The organism is Parabacteroides distasonis, from assembly GCF_004793765.1.
Taxonomy (GTDB): Bacteria; Bacteroidota; Bacteroidia; order Bacteroidales; family Tannerellaceae; genus Parabacteroides; species Parabacteroides distasonis_A.
In genome coordinates this window covers 48746-67262 of record NZ_SRYM01000010.1, presented here as the reverse complement: position 1 = coordinate 67262, position 18517 = coordinate 48746, and the positions used below count along the sequence as shown (strand labels likewise).

Annotated in this window: 18 protein-coding genes; 15 read left to right on the top strand and 3 right to left on the bottom strand. The window is 46.7% G+C overall.

Annotation, left to right across the window (positions count from 1 at the left end):
• Positions 1–6 precede the first annotated feature (6 nt).
• From E5342_RS05435 to E5342_RS05375, 13 genes are all read left to right on the top strand, one after another.
• Positions 7–981, top strand: coding sequence for a hypothetical protein (locus E5342_RS05435; protein WP_135958987.1), 975 nt, complete (start codon positions 7–9; stop codon positions 979–981).
• Positions 982–986: 5 nt separating this feature from the next.
• On the top strand, positions 987–1973 hold the full coding sequence (locus E5342_RS05430) for a vWA domain-containing protein (RefSeq protein WP_121734560.1): 987 nt from the start codon (positions 987–989) through the stop codon (positions 1971–1973).
• A gap of 13 nt (positions 1974–1986) precedes the next feature.
• Positions 1987–3006 carry a VWA domain-containing protein gene (locus E5342_RS05425; protein ID WP_121734559.1) on the top strand — a complete coding sequence of 340 codons (1020 nt, stop codon included), beginning with the start codon at positions 1987–1989 and terminating at the stop codon, positions 3004–3006.
• A gap of 12 nt (positions 3007–3018) precedes the next feature.
• Positions 3019–3759, top strand: coding sequence for a tetratricopeptide repeat protein (locus E5342_RS05420; protein WP_121734558.1), 741 nt, complete (start codon positions 3019–3021; stop codon positions 3757–3759).
• Positions 3760–3791: 32 nt separating this feature from the next.
• Positions 3792–5603: a BatD family protein gene (locus tag E5342_RS05415; protein ID WP_121734557.1), complete on the top strand. Its 1812-nt coding sequence runs from the start codon at positions 3792–3794 to the stop codon at positions 5601–5603.
• Between the two features lie 4 nt (positions 5604–5607).
• Positions 5608–6375 carry a tetratricopeptide repeat protein gene (locus tag E5342_RS05410; RefSeq protein WP_005862639.1) on the top strand — a complete coding sequence of 256 codons (768 nt, stop codon included), beginning with the start codon at positions 5608–5610 and terminating at the stop codon, positions 6373–6375.
• A 3-nt stretch (positions 6376–6378) separates the two neighbouring features.
• Positions 6379–7071, top strand: coding sequence for a phosphatase PAP2 family protein (locus tag E5342_RS05405; RefSeq protein WP_135958986.1), 693 nt, complete (start codon positions 6379–6381; stop codon positions 7069–7071).
• A 139-nt stretch (positions 7072–7210) separates the two neighbouring features.
• Positions 7211–7483, top strand: a complete 273-nt coding sequence (locus tag E5342_RS05400; RefSeq protein ID WP_121734555.1) for a DNA-binding protein — start codon at positions 7211–7213, stop codon at positions 7481–7483.
• Positions 7484–7596: 113 nt separating this feature from the next.
• Positions 7597–8715, top strand: a complete 1119-nt coding sequence (locus E5342_RS05395; RefSeq protein ID WP_135958985.1) for a universal stress protein — start codon at positions 7597–7599, stop codon at positions 8713–8715.
• Between the two features lie 135 nt (positions 8716–8850).
• Positions 8851–9456: a rhomboid family intramembrane serine protease gene (locus E5342_RS05390; RefSeq protein ID WP_135958984.1), complete on the top strand. Its 606-nt coding sequence runs from the start codon at positions 8851–8853 to the stop codon at positions 9454–9456.
• Between the two features lie 98 nt (positions 9457–9554).
• Positions 9555–11003 carry a hypothetical protein gene (locus E5342_RS05385; RefSeq protein ID WP_121734554.1) on the top strand — a complete coding sequence of 483 codons (1449 nt, stop codon included), beginning with the start codon at positions 9555–9557 and terminating at the stop codon, positions 11001–11003.
• Positions 10975–12306 carry a GDSL-type esterase/lipase family protein gene (locus tag E5342_RS05380; RefSeq protein WP_121734553.1) on the top strand — a complete coding sequence of 444 codons (1332 nt, stop codon included), beginning with the start codon at positions 10975–10977 and terminating at the stop codon, positions 12304–12306. The genes E5342_RS05385 and E5342_RS05380 overlap by 29 nt, the downstream gene beginning before the upstream one ends.
• A gap of 9 nt (positions 12307–12315) precedes the next feature.
• On the top strand, positions 12316–13839 hold the full coding sequence (locus E5342_RS05375) for an MBOAT family O-acyltransferase (protein WP_135958983.1): 1524 nt from the start codon (positions 12316–12318) through the stop codon (positions 13837–13839).
• A gap of 196 nt (positions 13840–14035) precedes the next feature.
• Here E5342_RS05375 and E5342_RS05370 read toward each other — a convergent pair whose 3' ends face one another.
• Entirely contained in the window at positions 14036–14950 is a 915-nt protein-coding gene (locus E5342_RS05370; RefSeq protein WP_168354456.1) for a helix-turn-helix transcriptional regulator, read from the bottom strand.
• Between the two features lie 453 nt (positions 14951–15403).
• On the opposite strand from E5342_RS05370, the gene E5342_RS05365 reads away from it, so the two are divergent.
• Positions 15404–17140 (top strand): ATP-binding protein, encoded by a 1737-nt coding sequence (locus tag E5342_RS05365; RefSeq protein WP_121734550.1) that lies wholly within the window; start codon positions 15404–15406, stop codon positions 17138–17140.
• 151 nt (positions 17141–17291) lie between these two features.
• On the opposite strand, the gene E5342_RS05360 is transcribed toward E5342_RS05365, so the two are convergent.
• Together E5342_RS05360 and E5342_RS05355 are read right to left on the bottom strand one after the other, a co-directional pair.
• Positions 17292–17654, bottom strand: a complete 363-nt coding sequence (locus E5342_RS05360; RefSeq protein ID WP_034531284.1) for a helix-turn-helix domain-containing protein — start codon at positions 17652–17654, stop codon at positions 17292–17294.
• An 11-nt stretch (positions 17655–17665) separates the two neighbouring features.
• Complete coding sequence (locus tag E5342_RS05355) at positions 17666–17965, bottom strand: type II toxin-antitoxin system HigB family toxin (protein ID WP_008772256.1); 300 nt, start codon at positions 17963–17965, stop codon at positions 17666–17668.
• Positions 17966–18265: 300 nt separating this feature from the next.
• Here E5342_RS05355 and E5342_RS19610 point away from each other — a divergent pair, with 300 nt between their 5' ends.
• Complete coding sequence (locus E5342_RS19610; RefSeq protein ID WP_246867065.1) at positions 18266–18514, top strand: hypothetical protein; 249 nt, start codon at positions 18266–18268, stop codon at positions 18512–18514.
• The last annotated feature ends 3 nt before the right edge of the window (positions 18515–18517 follow it).

The window sequence follows — 18517 nt, the reverse complement described above, 5'->3', positions numbered from 1 at the left end:
AAGCAGATGAAATTGATAAAGAAAAGTATCCTGTTTCTGGTCGCCGCCGCTTCCCTCGCGGGGGGAAGGGCATATGCGCAAAGGCCGTTGATCGATGTCGCTATCGACTCGGCCGCCATATTGATCGGAGAGCAGACTACCTTGCACCTTACGGTAACGGCGGATAAGGATCGCCCCGTGCAGATCGTGATCCCGAACGATACCTTGATGACGGGTGTGGAGGTACTGAATCTCTCCAAGGCGGACTCCACGGAGATCGAGAACGACCGGCTCGTTATCAAGCAGGATGTATTGATTACCTCGTTTGACTCGTCGCTCTATCTGTTGCCTCCGTTGAAGGTGATAGACGGGGTGGATACCGTATATTCCAACCAAGTCGCCTTGAAGGTCTCCACGATTCCCGTGAACGCGGATAAGCCGGAGGAGTTCAACGACATCAAGACCGTATGGAAACCGCCTTTCGTATGGGCCGATTATTATCCGATCATTTACGGGATCTTGCTGGCCCTGTTCTTGATTTGCGTGATCGCCTATATCGTGAAACGGATGCGTGCGAAGAAGTCGTTGATACCATTCAAGAAAGAGGAGCCGAAGCTCCCGCCTCACGAGCAGGCTATCAAGGAACTGGACGAGATCAAGCAACAGAAACTCTGGCAGCAGGGACGGGGTAAGGAGTATTACACCTTAATCACGGATACGCTGCGTAAGTATATCGAGGAACGTTTCGGTATCAGTGCCATGGAGATGACTTCCGGGGAGATCTTAGACCTGGTTCGCAAGAACTCCGAGGCGCAGAGCGTGTACGATAACTTGAGGCAGATTCTGCAATTGGCAGACTTCGTGAAATTCGCCAAGATGAACCCGCTGCCGGACGAGAATGATTTGAGTATGATGAACGCGTATTTGTTCGTGAACCAGACGAAGGTGGAGGAGAAGCAAGAACCCGAATCTACGAACGATACAACTAATTTAAAGGACTAAGAGAGATGGTATTTGCGAATCCTGGTTATTTATATTTATTGTTGTTGCTCATTCCGATGATCGGATGGTACGTCTACAAGCTGAGCAAGAGTCAGGCCAGCTTGCAGGTCTCCTCGTCGGAGGCGTTCGAGGCGCCGGGAGCGGCATCATGGATCGTGTACTTGCGTCACGTGCCTTTCGTGTTGCGTATGGTAGCGGTAGCGCTGCTGATCGTGATCTTGGCCCGTCCGCAATCCACGAATAGTTGGTCCAATTCTTCCACGGAAGGTATTGATATCATGTTGGCGATGGATATCTCGGGTAGTATGCTGGCGCAAGACTTGAAACCGAACCGCTTGGAGGCGGCGAAGGATGTGGCTGCGTCGTTCATCAACGGCCGTCCGAACGATAACATCGGCCTCGTGGTCTTTTCTGCCGAGAGCTTTACGCAATGCCCGTTGACAACGGATCATACGGTCTTGTTGAATCTCTTCAAGGACATCCAGAGCGGTATGATCCAAGACGGAACGGCTATCGGGTTGGGCTTGGCGAATGCCGTGAGCCGTATCAAGGACAGCCACGCTAAGTCGAAGGTGATCATCCTTCTGACCGATGGTTCGAACAACGCCGGCGAGATCGCTCCGGTTACCGCTGCCGAGATCGCCAAGACGTTCGGCGTGCGTGTCTATACGATCGGAGTCGGGACGAAAGGCATGGCGCCGTATCCGTTCCAGACCGCTTTCGGCGTGCAGTACCAAAATATACCGGTAGAGATCGACGAGGCTACGTTGAAGCAGATCGCCTCTACCACGGGCGGGCAATATTTCCGTGCTACGGACAACGCCAGCCTGAAGGAGATCTATTCCGAGATCGACCAGATGGAGAAGACCAAGATCAGCGTACAGGAGTACAGCAAGAAGCAGGAGGAGTATAAGAACTGGGCCTTGCTGGTGTTCGCCTTGTTGCTGGTGGAGATCTTATTGAGAAATACATTGTTGAGAAATATACCATAAAGATAAAAGGCTTATGTTTCGATTTGCGCATCCGGACTTTTTATATTTGCTTTTTCTCCTACCGGCGTTGGTGGCGTTCTACGTGTACGCCATGATCGTGAAGAAGAAAGCGATAAAGAAATACGGTAACCCTACGTTGTTGGCTGAGTTGATGCCCGAGGTATCGACCAAGCGCCAGCATCTGAAGTTTTGGCTGTTGTTCGGAGCCATTACCATGGTTATCTTTATTATAGCGGGGCCTCAATTCGGCTCGAAACTGGAGACGGTGAAGCGTCAGGGAGTAGAGATCATGGTGTGTCTGGACGTATCCAACTCCATGTTGGCCGAGGACGTGTCGCCCAACCGTTTGGATAAGGCCAAACAGATGCTATCCCGATTGACGGACGGCTTTACGAATGATAAGGTAGGTCTGATCGTGTTCGCCGGCGACGCTTTCACGCAGTTGCCGATCACCTCGGATTATATCTCCGCCAAGATGTTCTTGTCCTCTATCAACCCGTCGATGGTCTCTACGCAAGGTACGGCGATCGGTGCCGCCATCAACTTGGCCGCCCGTTCCTTTACCCCGGACGAGGCGACCGATAAGGCGATCATCTTGATCACCGACGGCGAGAACCATGAGGACGACGCTATCGGTGCCGCCAAAGCCGCCGCCGAGAAGGGCATCCACGTGAACATCGTGGGAATGGGTGATCCGAAAGGCTCTCCGATCCCCATCCAAGGAAGTAATAACTATATGAAGGATAAGGACGGAAACGTGGTGATCACGAAGCTGAACGAGCAGATGGGGCAAGAGATCGCCGCCGCCGGAAACGGTATGTATGTGCGTGCGGACAATACGAACTCTGCCTTGAAAGCCCTTCAGAAGGAAATCGAGAAAATGAATAAGACGGAGCTGGATAGCAAGGTCTATTCCGAGTATGACGAGCAGTTCCAGATTTTCGCTTGGATCGCCTTGTTTCTCTTGATCGCCGATTTCATGACCTTGGATCGTAAGAACCGTATATTTAGGAAAGTAAAATTATTCTCTTAATTCGACGAAGTGATGAGACGTATATATAAATCTATGATATGGGTATCGGTCTTGGCGCTCAGTGCCGGGGCGGTCTCTGCCCAGAAAGCGGAACGGAAGAACGTGCGTGAGGGGAATAAGCTTTATGAGAGCGAGAAATACACCGAGTCCGAGATCGCTTATCGCAAGAGCTTGGAGGTGAATCCCCGCTCTACGGAAGGAACCTATAATCTGGGGAATTCCCTATACAAGCAAGGCAAGTTCCCCGAGGCCGCCGAGCAATATCAATTGATCGCCGGGCAAGGGGAGAAGATGGTGGCTACGCCGGAAGGGAAGGCACGCTTGTCGGAGGTGTATCATAATATGGGGAATATCTTCATGCAGAACAAGGATTACGGCAAGGCCGTGGAGGTGTATAAGCAATCGCTTCGCTTGAACCCGAAAGATGACGAGACCCGTTATAATCTGGCCTTGGCCCAGAAACTGCTGTCGGATCAGCAGAATCAGGATCAGAGCCAAGATCAACAGAACGACGACAAGCAGGAGAACAAGGATCAGAAGGACGATCAGCAGCAACAGCAACAACAACAGCCGCAAGACGACCAGAAACAGGATAAGACCCAAGAGCAACAGCAACAGGGCGAGCAAATGAGCAAGGACAATGCCCAGCAGATGTTGGACGCCTTCCTGCAAGACGAGAAAGACACTCAAGAGAAGGTGAAGAAGGCACAGATGCAGCAGCAACAACGCCGGAAAACCGAGAAGGAGTGGTAAACTGGATAATTAACGAAAAAATGAGATACACAATGAGGAAATTAATTTTCTTATTCATCCTGATGTTAACGGCAAGGGTGGCGACAAAGGCCGCGGATGTGACCTTCAAGGCCTCGGCGCCCCAAGCGGTGGTAATGGGAGAGCAGTTTCGCTTGACTTTCACCGTCAATGCCGAAGGCAAGGATTTGAGAGTACAGGAGATGCCTGACTTTGACGTATTAATGGGGCCTTCCCAATCCACTTCTTATAGCAGTAGCTGGGTGAACGGGAAGAGTACCAGCGAGACAACCGTTACGTATACGTATGTCTTGATGCCGAAGAAGGAAGGTACGTTTAATATCGCTCCGGCAACGATCAAGGTGAACGGTTCTAATTATACATCGAATGGCTTGGCCATCAAGGTGCTTCCGGCTGATAAGGCGGGTAAGCAAGAGGCGGAGACAACGACGGCGAGCGGGGCGATCTCTAACGATCGGCTGTTCGTGAAGATGGACATATCCAAACGAAGCGTGTTCGAGCAAGAAGGTTTCTTGGTGACTTTCAAGGTCTATTCCTTGGAAAATTTCTCGATTACGGGATTGAAATATCCGGAGTTCGAGGGTTTCTTGGTACAAGAGGTTGAGTTGCCGCAGGAGAAACAACTGACCTTGGAAAACTACAACGGGCGTAACTACCAGTCGGCCGTAATGCGTCAGGTGATCCTGTATCCCCAACGCTCCGGTAAGATTACGATCGAAGGTGGGAAGTATGATGCCGTGGTGCGTGTCCGTATGCGACAAGCGGGTGGTGGTAGCATCTTCGATAGCTTTTTCGACTCGTATCGGGATGTGAGCAAGGTGCTGACCACTTCCCCGGTTACTATCGACGTGAAGCCTTTGCCCTCCGGTAAGCCCGCTTCTTTCTCCGGTGCCGTAGGTACGTTCTCCATGACGGCTGATATTAACTCGAACAACGTCAAGACAGACGAGGCCGTAACCGTAAAGGTGAAAATCACGGGTAACGGAAACGTGAAGTTGGTGAAGAACCCGGAAGTGGTTTTCCCGAACGATTTCGATGTCTACGATCCGAAAGTAGAGATGGACATCAGGACCACGACCGCCGGTGTCAGTGGAAGCAAGACGATCGAATATATGGCGATACCCCGTTATGCGGGTGATTTCGAGATCCCGGCGATCGCTTTCTCCTATTTCGATATCAAGTCCGGTTCCTATAAGACGATCAAGTCCGATCCTTATAAGCTACATGTGGAGCAAGGCAAGGGGGGTAGCGGTTCTTCCCCGGTCGTATCGAACTTCAGCAATAAGGAGAGCGTGAAATACTTAGGCAAGGATATCCGTTATTTGAAGACGAAAGGTTTCTCCTTTATCGAGGGAGGTGATGGTATTTTCTTCGGTTCCTTTATGTATTATCTTTGCTATATCGTACCGGCTATCTTGTTTATCGTATTCTTCTTTATTTATCGTAAGCAGGTGAAGGAAAACGCCGACATCGCCTTGGTTCGTACCAAGAAGGCGAACAAGATGGCGGTTAGACGTCTGAAGAACGCTGGCAAGCTGATGAAAGAGAATAAGAAGGAAGAATTCTACGACGAGGTGCTGCGTGCGTTGTGGGGCTATTTGAGCGATAAGCTGAGTATCCCGCAATCCGATCTGACCAAGGATAACGTAGAGACAGAATTGGCTAAATACGGTGTAGACGAATCCTTGACGAATGAGTTCATGGATATCTTGAATACTTGTGAGTTCGCTCGTTACGCTCCTTCCCAAGCGTCGGATGCTATGGATAAGCTGTATGAGCTGACGGTAGACGCTATTGGTAAAATGGAGAATACAATTAAAAAGTAAGAAGATGAAGATGACTATAAATTTAAGAAAGGTATTGTTTTTCTTATTGACTCTATGTCTGATAGGATCTGCTTATGCGCAAGATACCGCCTTGAAGGAGGCCGAGGTCGCTTACACGAAAGAAGATTACGCGAAGGCGATCGAGCTATATGAGGGAATCTTGAAGAGCAATGGCGAGTCTGCCGCCGTTTATTATAATTTGGGAAATGCCTATTATAAGGCGGGTAAGATCGCTCCGGCTATATTGAACTACGAACGTTGCCTTCTGCTGGATCCGGGTGATAGCGATGCTCGCTTCAATTTACAGATGGCCCGTCAGAAGACGATCGATAAGATTGAGCCGGTTGGTGATTTTTTCTTGGTAAAATGGTTTAAGAGCGTGGAGAACCTCGGTTCCGCAGACTCTTGGGCGAAGACAGGTATCGTGTGCTTCCTGTTGTTTATCGGTTGCTTGATCTTGTTCTTCTTCTCCCGTTGGGTACGCTTGAAGAAGATCGGTTTCTATTTGGGTATCCTATTTATTATCATGGTTGTTTTTGCCAATATATTCGCCAGCGACCAGAAGGATGAGATGATAAACCGTAAACACGCTATCGTATTCGCCCCGACCGTTACGGTGAAGAGCTCTCCCGACGCTAGCGGTACGGATCTTTTCGTATTGCACGAGGGAACGAACGTGACCGTGAAGAGTACGCTCGGCGAATGGAGCGAGATCGAGCTTGAGGATGGGAATGTAGGATGGATGCCTAGTAAAGACATAGAAAAAATCTGATACATGCTAGAACAATTATTAGTTTGGGAACGTGACGCGTTCTTTATGCTTAACGGTAGCGACTCCGCTTTTTTAGATCGCTTTATGTGGATCTATTCAGGCAAGGCGGTTTGGCTACCGTTAGCCTTTTTTATATTGGTGGTATTGTGCTATAAGAAGAACTGGAAGGAGTGGTTGTTGATCTTATTGGCCATTGTCTTGACGATCACGCTATGCGACCAGTTCGCTTCGCATGTTTGTAAACCCATCTTCACTCGTTTCCGTCCGACTCATCACCCGGACTTTATGGATCAGGTAAAGGTGGTGTTCGGCTATCGGGGCGGTATGTATGGATTTATCTCCAGCCATGCGGCGAACGCTTTCGGCTTCGCAACCTTGATGACGCTGATCTTCAGGAATAAACTATTCGGATGGACTATTTTCTTTTGGGCGATCTTGACCTCCTATACTCGTATTTATTTAGGAGTGCATTTTATCACGGATATTATTCCGGGAGCTTTATCCGGTCTGTTATTCGGGTATCTTGTATATCTGTTATACCTCTATATAAGGTCTAAATTGATTCCGGCGGATTCTTGGGTATGTCCGGAGGCCATTTACTCGGATACCCGGAAACGCTGGATCACCTATGCGATTTGGTTGACCATCCTTTTAATAGCCCTTTTTAATGAGCAATTGGTATCGTGCTTAATATAAGAGGTTTTCGTTAAGTATGTCGTAAAGCATATTTGTTTTCAGTTCATTTTCTCAATAATAATTTGTTTCAATGCTATTAAATGACTAAGTTAGTGCCATAATATTAAACAAAAGTATTAACCTTCAAAATAAGAAAGCCATGACAAAGACAATTACATTTAACGAACTGAGAAGAATTAAAGATTCGTTACCAGACGGAAGTACACAACGCATCGCCGATGAGCTGGGATTAAAGGTAGAGACAGTCCGTAACTATTTCGGTGGACATAATTTTCAAGATGGACGGAGTTGTGGTTTCCATATCGAGCCCGGTCCGGACGGAGGGTTGGTTGTCTTAGATGACACGACTATTTTCGAGCGTGCTTTGCAGATATTGGCCGAGAGTCAGGATGCCGAAGCACAGGAAGCGTAAGAGAAATTCATTCGTATAAAAAATCCCATAGCTAAATGAAAGAACGCTTTGGGATTTTTTTTATTCAACAATTCATAAATCCTGATTGTTTCATCTATAAAAATGTATTGAGTATGGAAGATAAATTAGTGACATTGGCTATCCACACGTTCGAGAAAGCCCAGATTCTCAAGACAATCCTCGAAACAGAAGGCATAGAGGTCTATATACATAATGTAAACCAGATCCAGCCCGTTGTTTCGGCAGGAGTACGTGTGCGTATTAAGGAGAGTGATTTACCGCATGCTTTACGCATTATTGAAGACAATAAGTGGTTTGAGGAGCCGAAAGAGGAAGAAGCGAAGGTTAATGCGGCCAAGAAAGTGCTGATCCCGATTGATTTCTCGGATTATTCCGCCAAGGCTTGTGAGTTGGGAATTAATTACGCGCATGAGGTAGGTGCGGAGGTGATGATTATGCATGCCTATTTCAGCCCCTATTTCCCATCCGCTATTCCGATGGGAGATACATTGGCTTACCAAATAAACGAGGAGGAATCTGTACAACACATTTTACAGCGTGTCCGTATCGATATGGAGAATATTTGCACGCATATCAACCGGAAGATGTCCTGTGGCGAATTACCAAAGGTAAAATACGATTATGTATTACGTGAAGGCTTGCCGGAAGAGGAGATCATCGCCTATAGCAAGGAATATCACCCGACATTGATCGTGATGGGAACGAGAGGCAAGAGCCAAAAAGATATAGATCTGATCGGTAGCGTGACCGGGGAGGTTATCGAGGTGAACCGGGTTCCTGTATTGGCGATACCGGAGAACGTTCCTTTCACGGATTTGAGAGACGCTAAGAATATCGCTTTCGCTACATCGTTTAACCAGAGAGATTTGGTCGCTTTCGACGAGTTTATGGAGATCATCAAAGGTTTTGATTTTAATATTCATCTATTCAATATCTCTACCAGCAAAGATGAATGGAATGAGATTCGTTTGACGGGCGTCCGTGAATATTTCAAGAAACAATATCCACATGCCCATATTTCCCATACGGTGCTGGCCGATGGTGACTTGCTGTTAGCCATCGAGAAATTTGTTCGTGATAAACAAATTGATATTATAGCCTTAAGCACATATCGCCGTAATATCCTAGCCCGAATGTTCAATCCTTCGATCGCGAGAAAAATGTTATTCCACACCGATACTCCGTTATTGGTAATCGATAGCAAGAAGTAGTGTCTTATTTAAGTAACAAATAAGAAGTGGATATGTGAAAAGCCTATATCCACTTTTTTATTATATATCCCGATATTTGTATAAACCGGAATTTATGCTTTGCTTTGTGGCTCATCAGAAAAATATATAGAATATATGATTACTTATTTGATTATTGGAACAACAGTGGTTCTCTCTTTTATCTGTTTTAGTAATAGGGAGTTATTTATGAAATTAGCGTTTACCCCATATCGTACGATCCGGAATCATGAATATTATCGTATCGTGACACATGGGTTTATCCATGCGGATATGACACATTTGCTAGTGAATATGTTCACGTTCTGGTCATTTGGGCTCTATATCGAGCGAACGTTTCGATATATGGGATTCGGTAGTGGGGCTTATCTGGCCCTTTATTTCGGGGGAATGATCGTGGCTTCGCTTTACGACTTGATAAAACGGCGAAAAGATCCGTATTATGTCTCTATCGGTGCGTCCGGAGCGGTATCTGCGGTTCTATTTACCTCTATATTCCTTGATCCTTGGGGGAAGATCTTGTTTTTCGCTGTGCTGCCTGTCCCCGGTATCGTGTTCGGCTTGCTATATCTGGCCTATTGCCAGTATATGGCGAAACAAACAGGAGATAACATAAATCATAATGCCCATTTCTATGGAGCTATTTATGGATTGATTTTCCCAATGCTGCTGGAGCCTTCATTATTGCATCTCTTTTTGTCTCAACTTACGTTTAAGGGATGATCCACCCTGAACGGATAATTTAAGGTTATTTTTTGTCCGAAGATTATTTCCGGGTAGGCAAACTTGCCTATCTTTGTCTCCTTGTAAGCAAAAGTTAGATGAACAAAGATAATAATTTGGGTAGAGTGTTAGCGTTACTGTCGCTGACGTTGTTGATGAGCTTTGGTTTATATAGCCTTCCGGATACGTTATTCGGGTATAAGATCAAAAGAGTAGATCTTTTATCGGATTTCAAGGTGAAAGAGGAAAAGCTTTCCTTGGATTCTTTGAAACAAGAATTGGAACAAGCGGATACCCTTCAAGTAGATTCGGTGGTATTAAGGGATTCTATCCAGCGTTCCGCAGGAATAGATTCTGTGGCTTTGGTTCTTCGTGATTCATTATACAAAGCGGTCTATGCTGTCCAAGGGGCGGATTCGCTAGGGGCTCATATTGAGGACTATTCTCTTGGACATATCGGTTTGAAACGATTCTTCGCCGCCTTAAAAAACAGGCGGGAATTGAATCGTCCGGTACGTGTGGCCTTCCTTGGAGATTCTTTTATCGAAGGAGATATTATGGTGGCCGATTTCCGTTCCGGGATGCAGAAGGAATTTGGGGGGCGGGGAGTTGGTTTTGTGCCTGTTACCTCCGTAGCGGCACAGTTCCGTCCAACCGTGGAGCAACGTTCTTCCGGATGGACTACTTGGTCTATGTTGACAGATCGTGAGCATGGATATACCTTATCCGGGATGATGTTCGAGGCAAACGAGGCAAACGCCTCTATCCATGTGAAGACGACTAAGCGTTATCCGGAGCTTCATACGTTCTCTTCCTTGAAACTGATTTATGAGCAAAATAAGAATACGGAGATGCGCTTGGTTTGCAACGCTTCCGCTGATACCCTGCAAGAAATGCTTCCCGCCACATCAATCGTAACCCAATACGAGTTGGAAGGGACGTTCACCGAAGCGGATTTCACTTTTGAGAATACACCGGAGTTCCGGGCATTAGGGGTCGCTATGGAGGATCATTCAGGTATCGTGGTAGATAACTTCTCTCTCCGGGGAAACTCAGGTATGATATTGGAGCGATTGGATGTTTCCCGTTGCCAAGCGTTGAATAAGATCCGTCCGTATGATTTGATCGTTTTGCAGTATGGATTGAATGTCGTGAGCGACAACGTGATGAATTATGGATGGTATAGTAGCCGGATGATAAAGGTCATTAACCATATACGACTTTGTTTTCCGGAAGCCGATATATTGATGTTGGGGGTGTCGGACAGAAGCCGTCAAGACGATGGGGAATTCGAGACGATGCCGGCCGTGTTAGCCTTGCTGCATGCGCAAAGGCAAGCCGCTAAAAAGGCAGGGGTTCCTTTCTGGAATGTATTCGGTGCTATGGGAGGAGAGAACAGTATGGTCCGTTTCGTAGAATTAAATTGGGCTAGTAAGGATTATACGCATTTAAGTTTCAGGGGTGGACGGGAGATTGCCGATGCCTTGCTGAAAGCGTTATTATCAGAAAAAGATTTTTATGATGAAGCGGAGAAAGTGGTTAATTAGTCTGGTTGTTTTAGGAGTGATCATGGGCTTCTCTGTTCCGAAACCTAAAGCCGGAATAAACGGGGATGTATCTCTTGATAGTTTGGCGGTTCGGGATACTGTAGCGTTGCCACCTTTATCTTATTCGATGAAAGCGGGAAAAGATACGTTGATCTTACCCGATTCAAGTAAGGCGTGGAACGATTTCTTCAATGAGCTGGATTCGTTGCGTGCGGGGAAAGATACGGTTATCACGATCGTTCAATTGGGGGACTCGCATATCCAAGCCGGACATTTAAGCGGTCGTGTCATGCGCCTTTTCCAACAGGCGTTCGGGAATGCAGGACGAGGCTGGATCGCTCCTTTTAAGTTGAGCAAGAGCAATGAGCCGGATGATTACTTTATCAAATCCGTCGCTAAGGATTGGATCGCCGGACGTTGTATTCAGCATGTCCGGAAAACCCCGATAGGGATCGGTGGGATCGGGGTTAAGTCTGTTTCCCCCTCGATTAATCTGGATGTCGTGATAGCCCCGAAGAATGGTGCCGGATACGAGTTTAACGAGGCGATCTTATATAGGGGGGAGAAGTCGATGCTCATGCTTCCCGCCGGGGCTTTGAAAGACTCGGTCCGAACATTCCGTGCGGATACTGTATGTGTCCCCGGTGTATTGGCCGATACTTTCCGGATCTCCTGCTTGACCGATACTTTACAATTACAGAGTACGAGACGGAAAGAGGGCACGAATACATTGCGGCCGGCCTCATTCTTTACGAATTTGTATTATGGCTTGACATTGAAGAATGGAGGCAGCGGTATCTTATATCATTCCATCGGAGTAAATGGGGCCATGTACGCGAGTTATACGGACGAGGCTTATGTACGTCAGTTGGCTTTATTAAAACCGTCCTTATTAATCATCTCTATGGGAACCAACGAGACGTTTGGCAGACGTTTTAACACCGATGAGTTTTCCGGCCAGATCGAGGCTTTCTTGGCGATCGTCAAGAAAGAGCTACCGAATACGGCGATCTTACTGACGACTCCTCCGGAATGTTACAAAAGGGTGCGAGTCAACAAGCAACGAACGTATGTGCGCAATGATAATACCGAGCGGGCTGCCCGTGTTATCCGGAACGTAGCGAAGAAAGAAGAGACCGCTTGCTGGGATTTATTCACTGTGACGGGAGGGAAAAACTCGTGCCGTAAATGGCATAGTTCCCGTTTGATGGGACGGGATCGGGTTCATTTTACGAAAGAAGGGTATCAAGAACAAGGAACGCTTTTGTTCAGGGCGTTCATGGAATCATATAATAACCGATAAGAATCTTGTATGGAATATAATATACTTAGAGATTGGCTTAGTAATAATCATCAATTCACGTGGGAGAAACTGGGAGATATCCTGACGTATCATCATAATGCCCCGATCTTGTTTAGCAGCGGGTTATTTTTCTTCCTGTTCATTGGTTTCCTGATGATTTATATGTCGCTAAGGAAACATACGTTGGCCCGTATTATTTACGTGACGTTGTTTTCCCTTTATTTTTATTATAAAAGCAGCGGGCTTTGGTTCGGGCTGCTGGTATTTACGGCTACTTCCGATTTCCTGATAGCGCGATGTATCTCGCGTACGACATCGGTAGCAAGACGTAAGCTATTCGTTACGCTTAGTCTCTGCATAAACCTAGGAATGTTGGGGTATTTCAAGTATTTCAACTTCTTAGGCGAGTTGTTTGTTATGGCCGCCGGGGGAGAATGGCTTAAGATGAACATCTTCCTTCCGGTAGGAATCTCTTTCTTTACCTTCCAGAGTATAAGCTATGTGATAGATGTTTATCGGGGACGAATCCAACCTCTCGGCCGTTGGATCGATTATGTTTTCTATGTATCGTTCTTTCCTCAATTGGTTGCCGGGCCGATCGTTCGTGCCCGGGATTTTATCCCCCAGATGTATAAGAATCCTACGGTGACGCGATCTGAGTTTGGTGAGGGATTATTCCTTATCTTATGTGGTCTTTTCAAGAAAACGGTTATCTCGGATTATATCAGTATGAATTTCGTGGATCGAATTTTTGACGCTCCGTTGCTTTATACGGGTGTGGAGAATTTATTGGGTGTCTATGGGTATGCGCTACAGATTTATTGTGACTTCTCGGGTTATTCGGATATGGCGATCGGTATCGCCTTGTGGTTGGGATTCCGCTTCAATATTAACTTCGACTCTCCTTATCAATCGGCTACGATTACGGAGTTCTGGCGTCGTTGGCATATCTCCCTTTCCTCTTGGCTGAAAGATTATCTGTATATATCCTTGGGCGGAAACCGGAAGGGAAAGATTCGTACCTATATGAATCTGCTAATAACGATGTTGCTAGGCGGGCTATGGCATGGGGCTTCCATTAGTTTCATCTTATGGGGAGCCTTGCACGGCATGGCTTTGGCCGTGCATAAGTTCGTTATGGCGCGTTTCAGTAGCTTTAAATCTTTAGGATGCGAGATGAAGCCTTGGCGACGGGTATTGGGTGTTTTGATTACTTTTCATGTGGTTTGTTTCGGATGGATCTTGTTCCGGGCTACTTCGATGAAAGCAGTGGGAGAGATGCTTCGCCAGATCTTCACGAATTTTCATCCGGAGGTGTTCACGCAATTCGTCTCAGGATATAAAGGGGTGTTTGCGTTGATGGTGATCGGTTATGTGCTGCATTTTATGCCTAAACGCTCTGAGGATGCCTTGCGAGGAGTCGTGACCCGTTCCCCGTTATTGATACAGGCCGCTATATTGGCGATAGCGATTTTCGTTGTTGTTCAGTTTAAGAGCGCAGGGGTACAGCCATTTATTTATTTTCAATTCTAAGGGTAAGATATACAATTAGTTGTATTGACAAGGCCTTGCCATGCCGGTGTCAAAGTTTTGCCATCTACGTGTCAAAGTCTTGCCATATACATGTCAAAAGATTGCCATCTACGTGTCAAAGTCTTGCCATATACATGTCAAAAGATTGCCATGAGCATGGCAAAACCCTGCCACGTGGGATGGCAAGACCTCCCGTTCAGGAGGATGAGTCATTCATGCCGTAGTGTTCCAGCATCTTTAGGAGAAGGGTACGTACCTCTTCCCTGAGAGCGACAGGACGCAGCACCTCCATATGCTCCCGATGCCATAGCAGATGTTGTATGAAATCGTAAGAGGGGCGCAGGTAATACCGGAAGACAGCGTAATCCGCACCAGTTTCCACCTCTTCCTGCGAGGGGTGGATGGGGACGGAGCGCACGTAGTCCACTTGGTTCTGATAGACCTTCAGCAGGATCTCTTCCGGTCGCTTATCATCCCGGATGATGCCGAAGCAATCCTGGTAGAATTGCCGCAGGGTTATATGAGGAGAAGAGGTCGCCTGTTTTTCACCGATGCTCAATCGCCGCATCCGTTCCAAGGCCAATACCCGTGTCTGGCTATGATCCAAGTATTCGCAAACCAAATACCATCTGTGCTCGAACATTCGGACGAAGCAAGGGATTACCTCGTAGGTGAATATCTTTCCTTTCGCGTAGTAGGAAGTATAATCGAAGCAAACCGTTCGCCCTAAGTCGATAGCGTTTAGCACGACCTGTAGCAGCTCGACACCGGTCGGTATCTCTTGCAACATGATCTTGTCTTTATGCCTTAACGCCAATGTGGAAAGATTGTTCACATGGATGCTTCCCAGCAGGTATTTGAAGATCGGGTTGTCTTGTATCTCCTCTGGATTCACCAAATGATATTTCTTGAGGCGAGGATCAAAGTCTATATCAATCTGAAAGGTAGAAGCGATGTATCTCCGGTCGCGGTCGAATGTCCGCGGCTGTATCTCCTCCCCCTCATAATTCAACGTATAATCCAGGAAGCGTGCGTTAAGCTCCCTCAATGACATATCCCCGTAATCGATGAAAGTCCCCACGATCCAGAGGCAACGCTCGTTTTTATTCATAAGTCGATATGGTATTTCGTCCATTTATCACATTTTACCAACATGATTTGTGCGAATATACGCATTTCCCCAATATCAATAAGGAGTAATTGCGTTTTTCTTTGTCTTTCTCCTGTAAGAAAACAACTTTTACGTCGATCTCTATTCTTGGACAGTTTGCGAAAGGCCGATCACTCATATTGGCGATCCGTCGTAGCATCTTAGGTTCATGGGTGAAGTATCTTAGGTTCGTTGGCCGATGCACCTAAGATACTTCGGACTGTGTGCCTGCCACGGACTTTATCGGAAGAGCCGACATTTGAGAATAAACTGTTGGCATCAGATATACAGACAAAGGGGATGAGAACTTAAATGTTCCCACAAAATCATTTTCCCAAAACAATGATAAGGCGAAATCCGTTGAATAAACGTATATTTGTAATCTGTATAATCATTCTATAAAAGGGCAACGCGATGGAAAAGGCAAAAAGAATACCGTATGGAGTTTCCAACTTCGTGGACGTGGTGGAGCGGAACCAGTATTATGTAGATAAGACGATGTACCTGCCCTTGTTGGAGGATCAACCGGACAGCCTGTTTTTCATCCGTCCGCGCCGTTTCGGGAAGAGCATATTCTTGAGTATGCTGCGTGCGTATTACGACCTGTCGCAAAAGGATAAGTTCGAGAAACGCTTCGGCGGTCTTTGGATCGGCAGCCATCCTACGCCGACGCGGGGGAAGTATCAGGTGCTGTTCTTCGACTTCTCGAGGGCGAGCGCCGGGAGCGGGACGTTGGAGGATAATTTCAACCGGTATTGCTGCACGGTGCTGGACGGTTTCATGCGTACCTATGCGGATTTCTATTCCGCGGATTTGAGAGAGGCGTTTTTCAAAAGCGACTCGTCCGCCGATAAGTTGTCGAAGATAGATGTGGAGGCGAAACAGAATGGCTATTTGCTTTACCTTATTATCGACGAGTATGATAACTTCACGAATGTAGTCTTGAATGAGCAAGGCAACGAGGTTTATCATGCCTTGACCCATGCCAGCGGTTTTTACCGGGATCATTTCAAGCTGTATAAGGGTATGTTCGACCGTATCTTCATGATGGGTGTCAGCCCGGTGACTTTGGACGACTTGACCAGCGGTTTCAACATCGGCTGGAATATCAGCACCGACCATCAGTTCAATATGATGTTGGGCTTCAGCGAGGAGGACGTGCGCGAGATGCTCGCGTATTATAAGACAGCCGGGGAGTTGCCGGCAGATACGGACATAGAGGCGATGATCGAGGATATGAAGCCTTGGTACGATAATTATTGTTTCGCCGAAGAGAGTTTGGAACGTGACCCAAAGATGTTCAACTGCGACATGGTGCTTTATTACCTGCGGCATTACATAAGTTCCGGCAAGGCTCCGAAACAGATGATCGACCCGAACACCCGCACGGACTACAACAAGATGAAGAAGTTCATCCGCTTGGACAAGCTGGACGGTAACCGGAAAGGCGTTCTGCGAAAGATTACCGACGAGGGGCAGATCGTCACCTCCTTGTTTACCACCTTCCCCGCGGCAGAGATCACCAAGCCGGAGATCTTCACCAGCTTGTTGTTCTACTATGGTATGTTGACGATTACGGCCACCCGTGGAGATCGTCTCGTGTTGGGTATTCCTAACAATAACGTGCGCAAGCAGTATTACGAGTTCGCGTTGGACGAGTATCAGACGGATCGTCATATCAACCTGGAGTACCTAAGGGATTTTTATGATGCCATGGCTTTCGACGGGCAATGGCAAGAGGCCTTGTCGTTTATCGCCCAATCGTATAAGGAGAACTCCTCCGTCCGCAGTGCCATCGAGGGCGAGCGCAACCTCCAAGGTTTCTTTACCGCCTACCTAAGCATCAACTCTTACTACTTGCTGGCTCCGGAATTGGAGCTGAACCACGGCTTTTGCGACCTGTTCCTGATGCCGGACTTGCGCCACTATGAGGTGGCTCATAGCTACATTGTCGAAATGAAATACCTATCCTCCAAAGATAGCGAAGCGAAGGCCGGCCAACAATGGCAAGAAGCGGTCGAGCAGATTCATCGGTATGCCGCCGCTCCCCGTGTCCAGCAATTGATACAAGGCACGGAGCTACACCGTATCGTGATGCAGTTCCGCGGGCACGAGCTGGTACGGATGGAGGAGATACCCGCCGGGGATTGAATCCGAACCGTATATAGGTTCCTAGGAGAAACGATTCACTTGCTTTTCAGAGAAGATATACTTCAAGTGCCAGAGAAGTATATATGTATTGGCACTTGAAGTATATCTTCTCTGAAAATCGGGTATATGTGTGTCTATCCCTAAAAGGTTTTTAATATCCCAACATCGCGGCCGGGGATATATTCAAAACCCGACAAAGCAGGCGGGCTATTTTCAGTGTAGGCTCTGAACGACCGGAGATATAGTCATTCACCCGTGACGGGCTAACCCCTAACTCACTAGCCAATTGTTTCTGGGTAATCCCCTTTTCCTCGATGGACAACCCTATCAGTTCAGCGACCGTCGGCTTACCTATGGGATAGTGCTTTTTTTCGTAAGCGATCACTATATCAGACATCATCGTAAGTTCAACCGCATTTCTGTCGTTCGCCGGCGTGTTATCATTTACCAACGGCAACAATTCCTCTATCCTTGCTTGAGCGAATTCATATTGTTCCTTGCTTATTGAATCCATAATTGTTATATTTAAATGGTTGAACAATCTATCTTATCGTATTCCCTATGGGTGCCAACCCAGCGTATGAATACATACCCTATTGTAAATTTTACAACGACAACAAGACGATAATTATTACCTTTTATATTGAACACATAATGCTGGTTGCCTACATAATCAGTAGCGGGGAAATCAACCTTTATCTCCGAAAAGTTTCTCCAAGAAGCTTTATCTACCACATCGTACCAACGTTCAAGAGCCACACGAGAATCCTCGTTTCCGCTCATCTCATAAAACTCCTTCAATTTCTTATGTGATACTATTCTCATCTTGCTTTATTTGGAAGCAAAGGTAGTGAAAATTTTGAATTGCAGAATTTTTATAATGGATAAATTTGCGAAGCGGAATCGTCTGTCTCTTCATTCATTGGCTTATCTTTTTATCCGTTCTCGGACAGTTTTTGTCTTCTCTAATCTTTTTATTCAGCTTCACATTTGGATGAGTGCGGTAACCCTATGGATTATGATGTTATCTGGGAATCGAAAGAGATCGAAGATTGCAAAAAGACTTTATTATGTCGCTACTGAATAGCTAAATTTGCGGAAGAAATCAATTTTGAAATGTCACCTATGCTCAAATACATAAAAAACGAACAACACTACGACCTTCTTGTAGAGGCGATTCGACAAGTAAGACGTACGCTTTGGATCGGGACGGCAGATCTGAAGGATCTTTATATCAAAGAGGGAAAAGAGGCGGTACCTTTGCTGAAGCTTTTGGAGCGGAAAGTGAAAGAGGGTATAGAGATCCGCTTGATCCATGCGAAAGAACTGGGAAAGAACTTTCGGGATGATTTCGATAAGTATCCGTTGTTATAGAGC

What these genes read in the sequence shown, in the direction of transcription:
- E5342_RS05365 (WP_121734550.1), top strand. Translation starts at nt 15,404, where the DNA reads ATGGAAAAGGCAAAAAGAATACCGTATGGAGTTTCCAACTTCGTGGAC.
- E5342_RS05360 (WP_034531284.1), bottom strand. Translation starts at nt 17,654, where the DNA reads ATGGATTCAATAAGCAAGGAACAATATGAATTCGCTCAAGCAAGGATA.
- E5342_RS05425 (WP_121734559.1), top strand. Translation starts at nt 1,987, where the DNA reads ATGTTTCGATTTGCGCATCCGGACTTTTTATATTTGCTTTTTCTCCTA.
- E5342_RS05395 (WP_135958985.1), top strand. Translation starts at nt 7,597, where the DNA reads ATGGAAGATAAATTAGTGACATTGGCTATCCACACGTTCGAGAAAGCC.
- E5342_RS05435 (WP_135958987.1), top strand. Translation starts at nt 7, where the DNA reads ATGAAATTGATAAAGAAAAGTATCCTGTTTCTGGTCGCCGCCGCTTCC.
- E5342_RS05355 (WP_008772256.1), bottom strand. Translation starts at nt 17,965, where the DNA reads ATGAGAATAGTATCACATAAGAAATTGAAGGAGTTTTATGAGATGAGC.
- E5342_RS05410 (WP_005862639.1), top strand. Translation starts at nt 5,608, where the DNA reads ATGAAGATGACTATAAATTTAAGAAAGGTATTGTTTTTCTTATTGACT.
- E5342_RS05390 (WP_135958984.1), top strand. Translation starts at nt 8,851, where the DNA reads ATGATTACTTATTTGATTATTGGAACAACAGTGGTTCTCTCTTTTATC.
- E5342_RS05420 (WP_121734558.1), top strand. Translation starts at nt 3,019, where the DNA reads ATGAGACGTATATATAAATCTATGATATGGGTATCGGTCTTGGCGCTC.
- E5342_RS05375 (WP_135958983.1), top strand. Translation starts at nt 12,316, where the DNA reads ATGGAATATAATATACTTAGAGATTGGCTTAGTAATAATCATCAATTC.
- E5342_RS05385 (WP_121734554.1), top strand. Translation starts at nt 9,555, where the DNA reads ATGAACAAAGATAATAATTTGGGTAGAGTGTTAGCGTTACTGTCGCTG.
- E5342_RS05380 (WP_121734553.1), top strand. Translation starts at nt 10,975, where the DNA reads ATGATGAAGCGGAGAAAGTGGTTAATTAGTCTGGTTGTTTTAGGAGTG.
- E5342_RS19610 (WP_246867065.1), top strand. Translation starts at nt 18,266, where the DNA reads ATGCTCAAATACATAAAAAACGAACAACACTACGACCTTCTTGTAGAG.
- E5342_RS05370 (WP_168354456.1), bottom strand. Translation starts at nt 14,950, where the DNA reads ATGAATAAAAACGAGCGTTGCCTCTGGATCGTGGGGACTTTCATCGAT.
- E5342_RS05400 (WP_121734555.1), top strand. Translation starts at nt 7,211, where the DNA reads ATGACAAAGACAATTACATTTAACGAACTGAGAAGAATTAAAGATTCG.
- E5342_RS05415 (WP_121734557.1), top strand. Translation starts at nt 3,792, where the DNA reads ATGAGGAAATTAATTTTCTTATTCATCCTGATGTTAACGGCAAGGGTG.
- E5342_RS05405 (WP_135958986.1), top strand. Translation starts at nt 6,379, where the DNA reads ATGCTAGAACAATTATTAGTTTGGGAACGTGACGCGTTCTTTATGCTT.
- E5342_RS05430 (WP_121734560.1), top strand. Translation starts at nt 987, where the DNA reads ATGGTATTTGCGAATCCTGGTTATTTATATTTATTGTTGTTGCTCATT.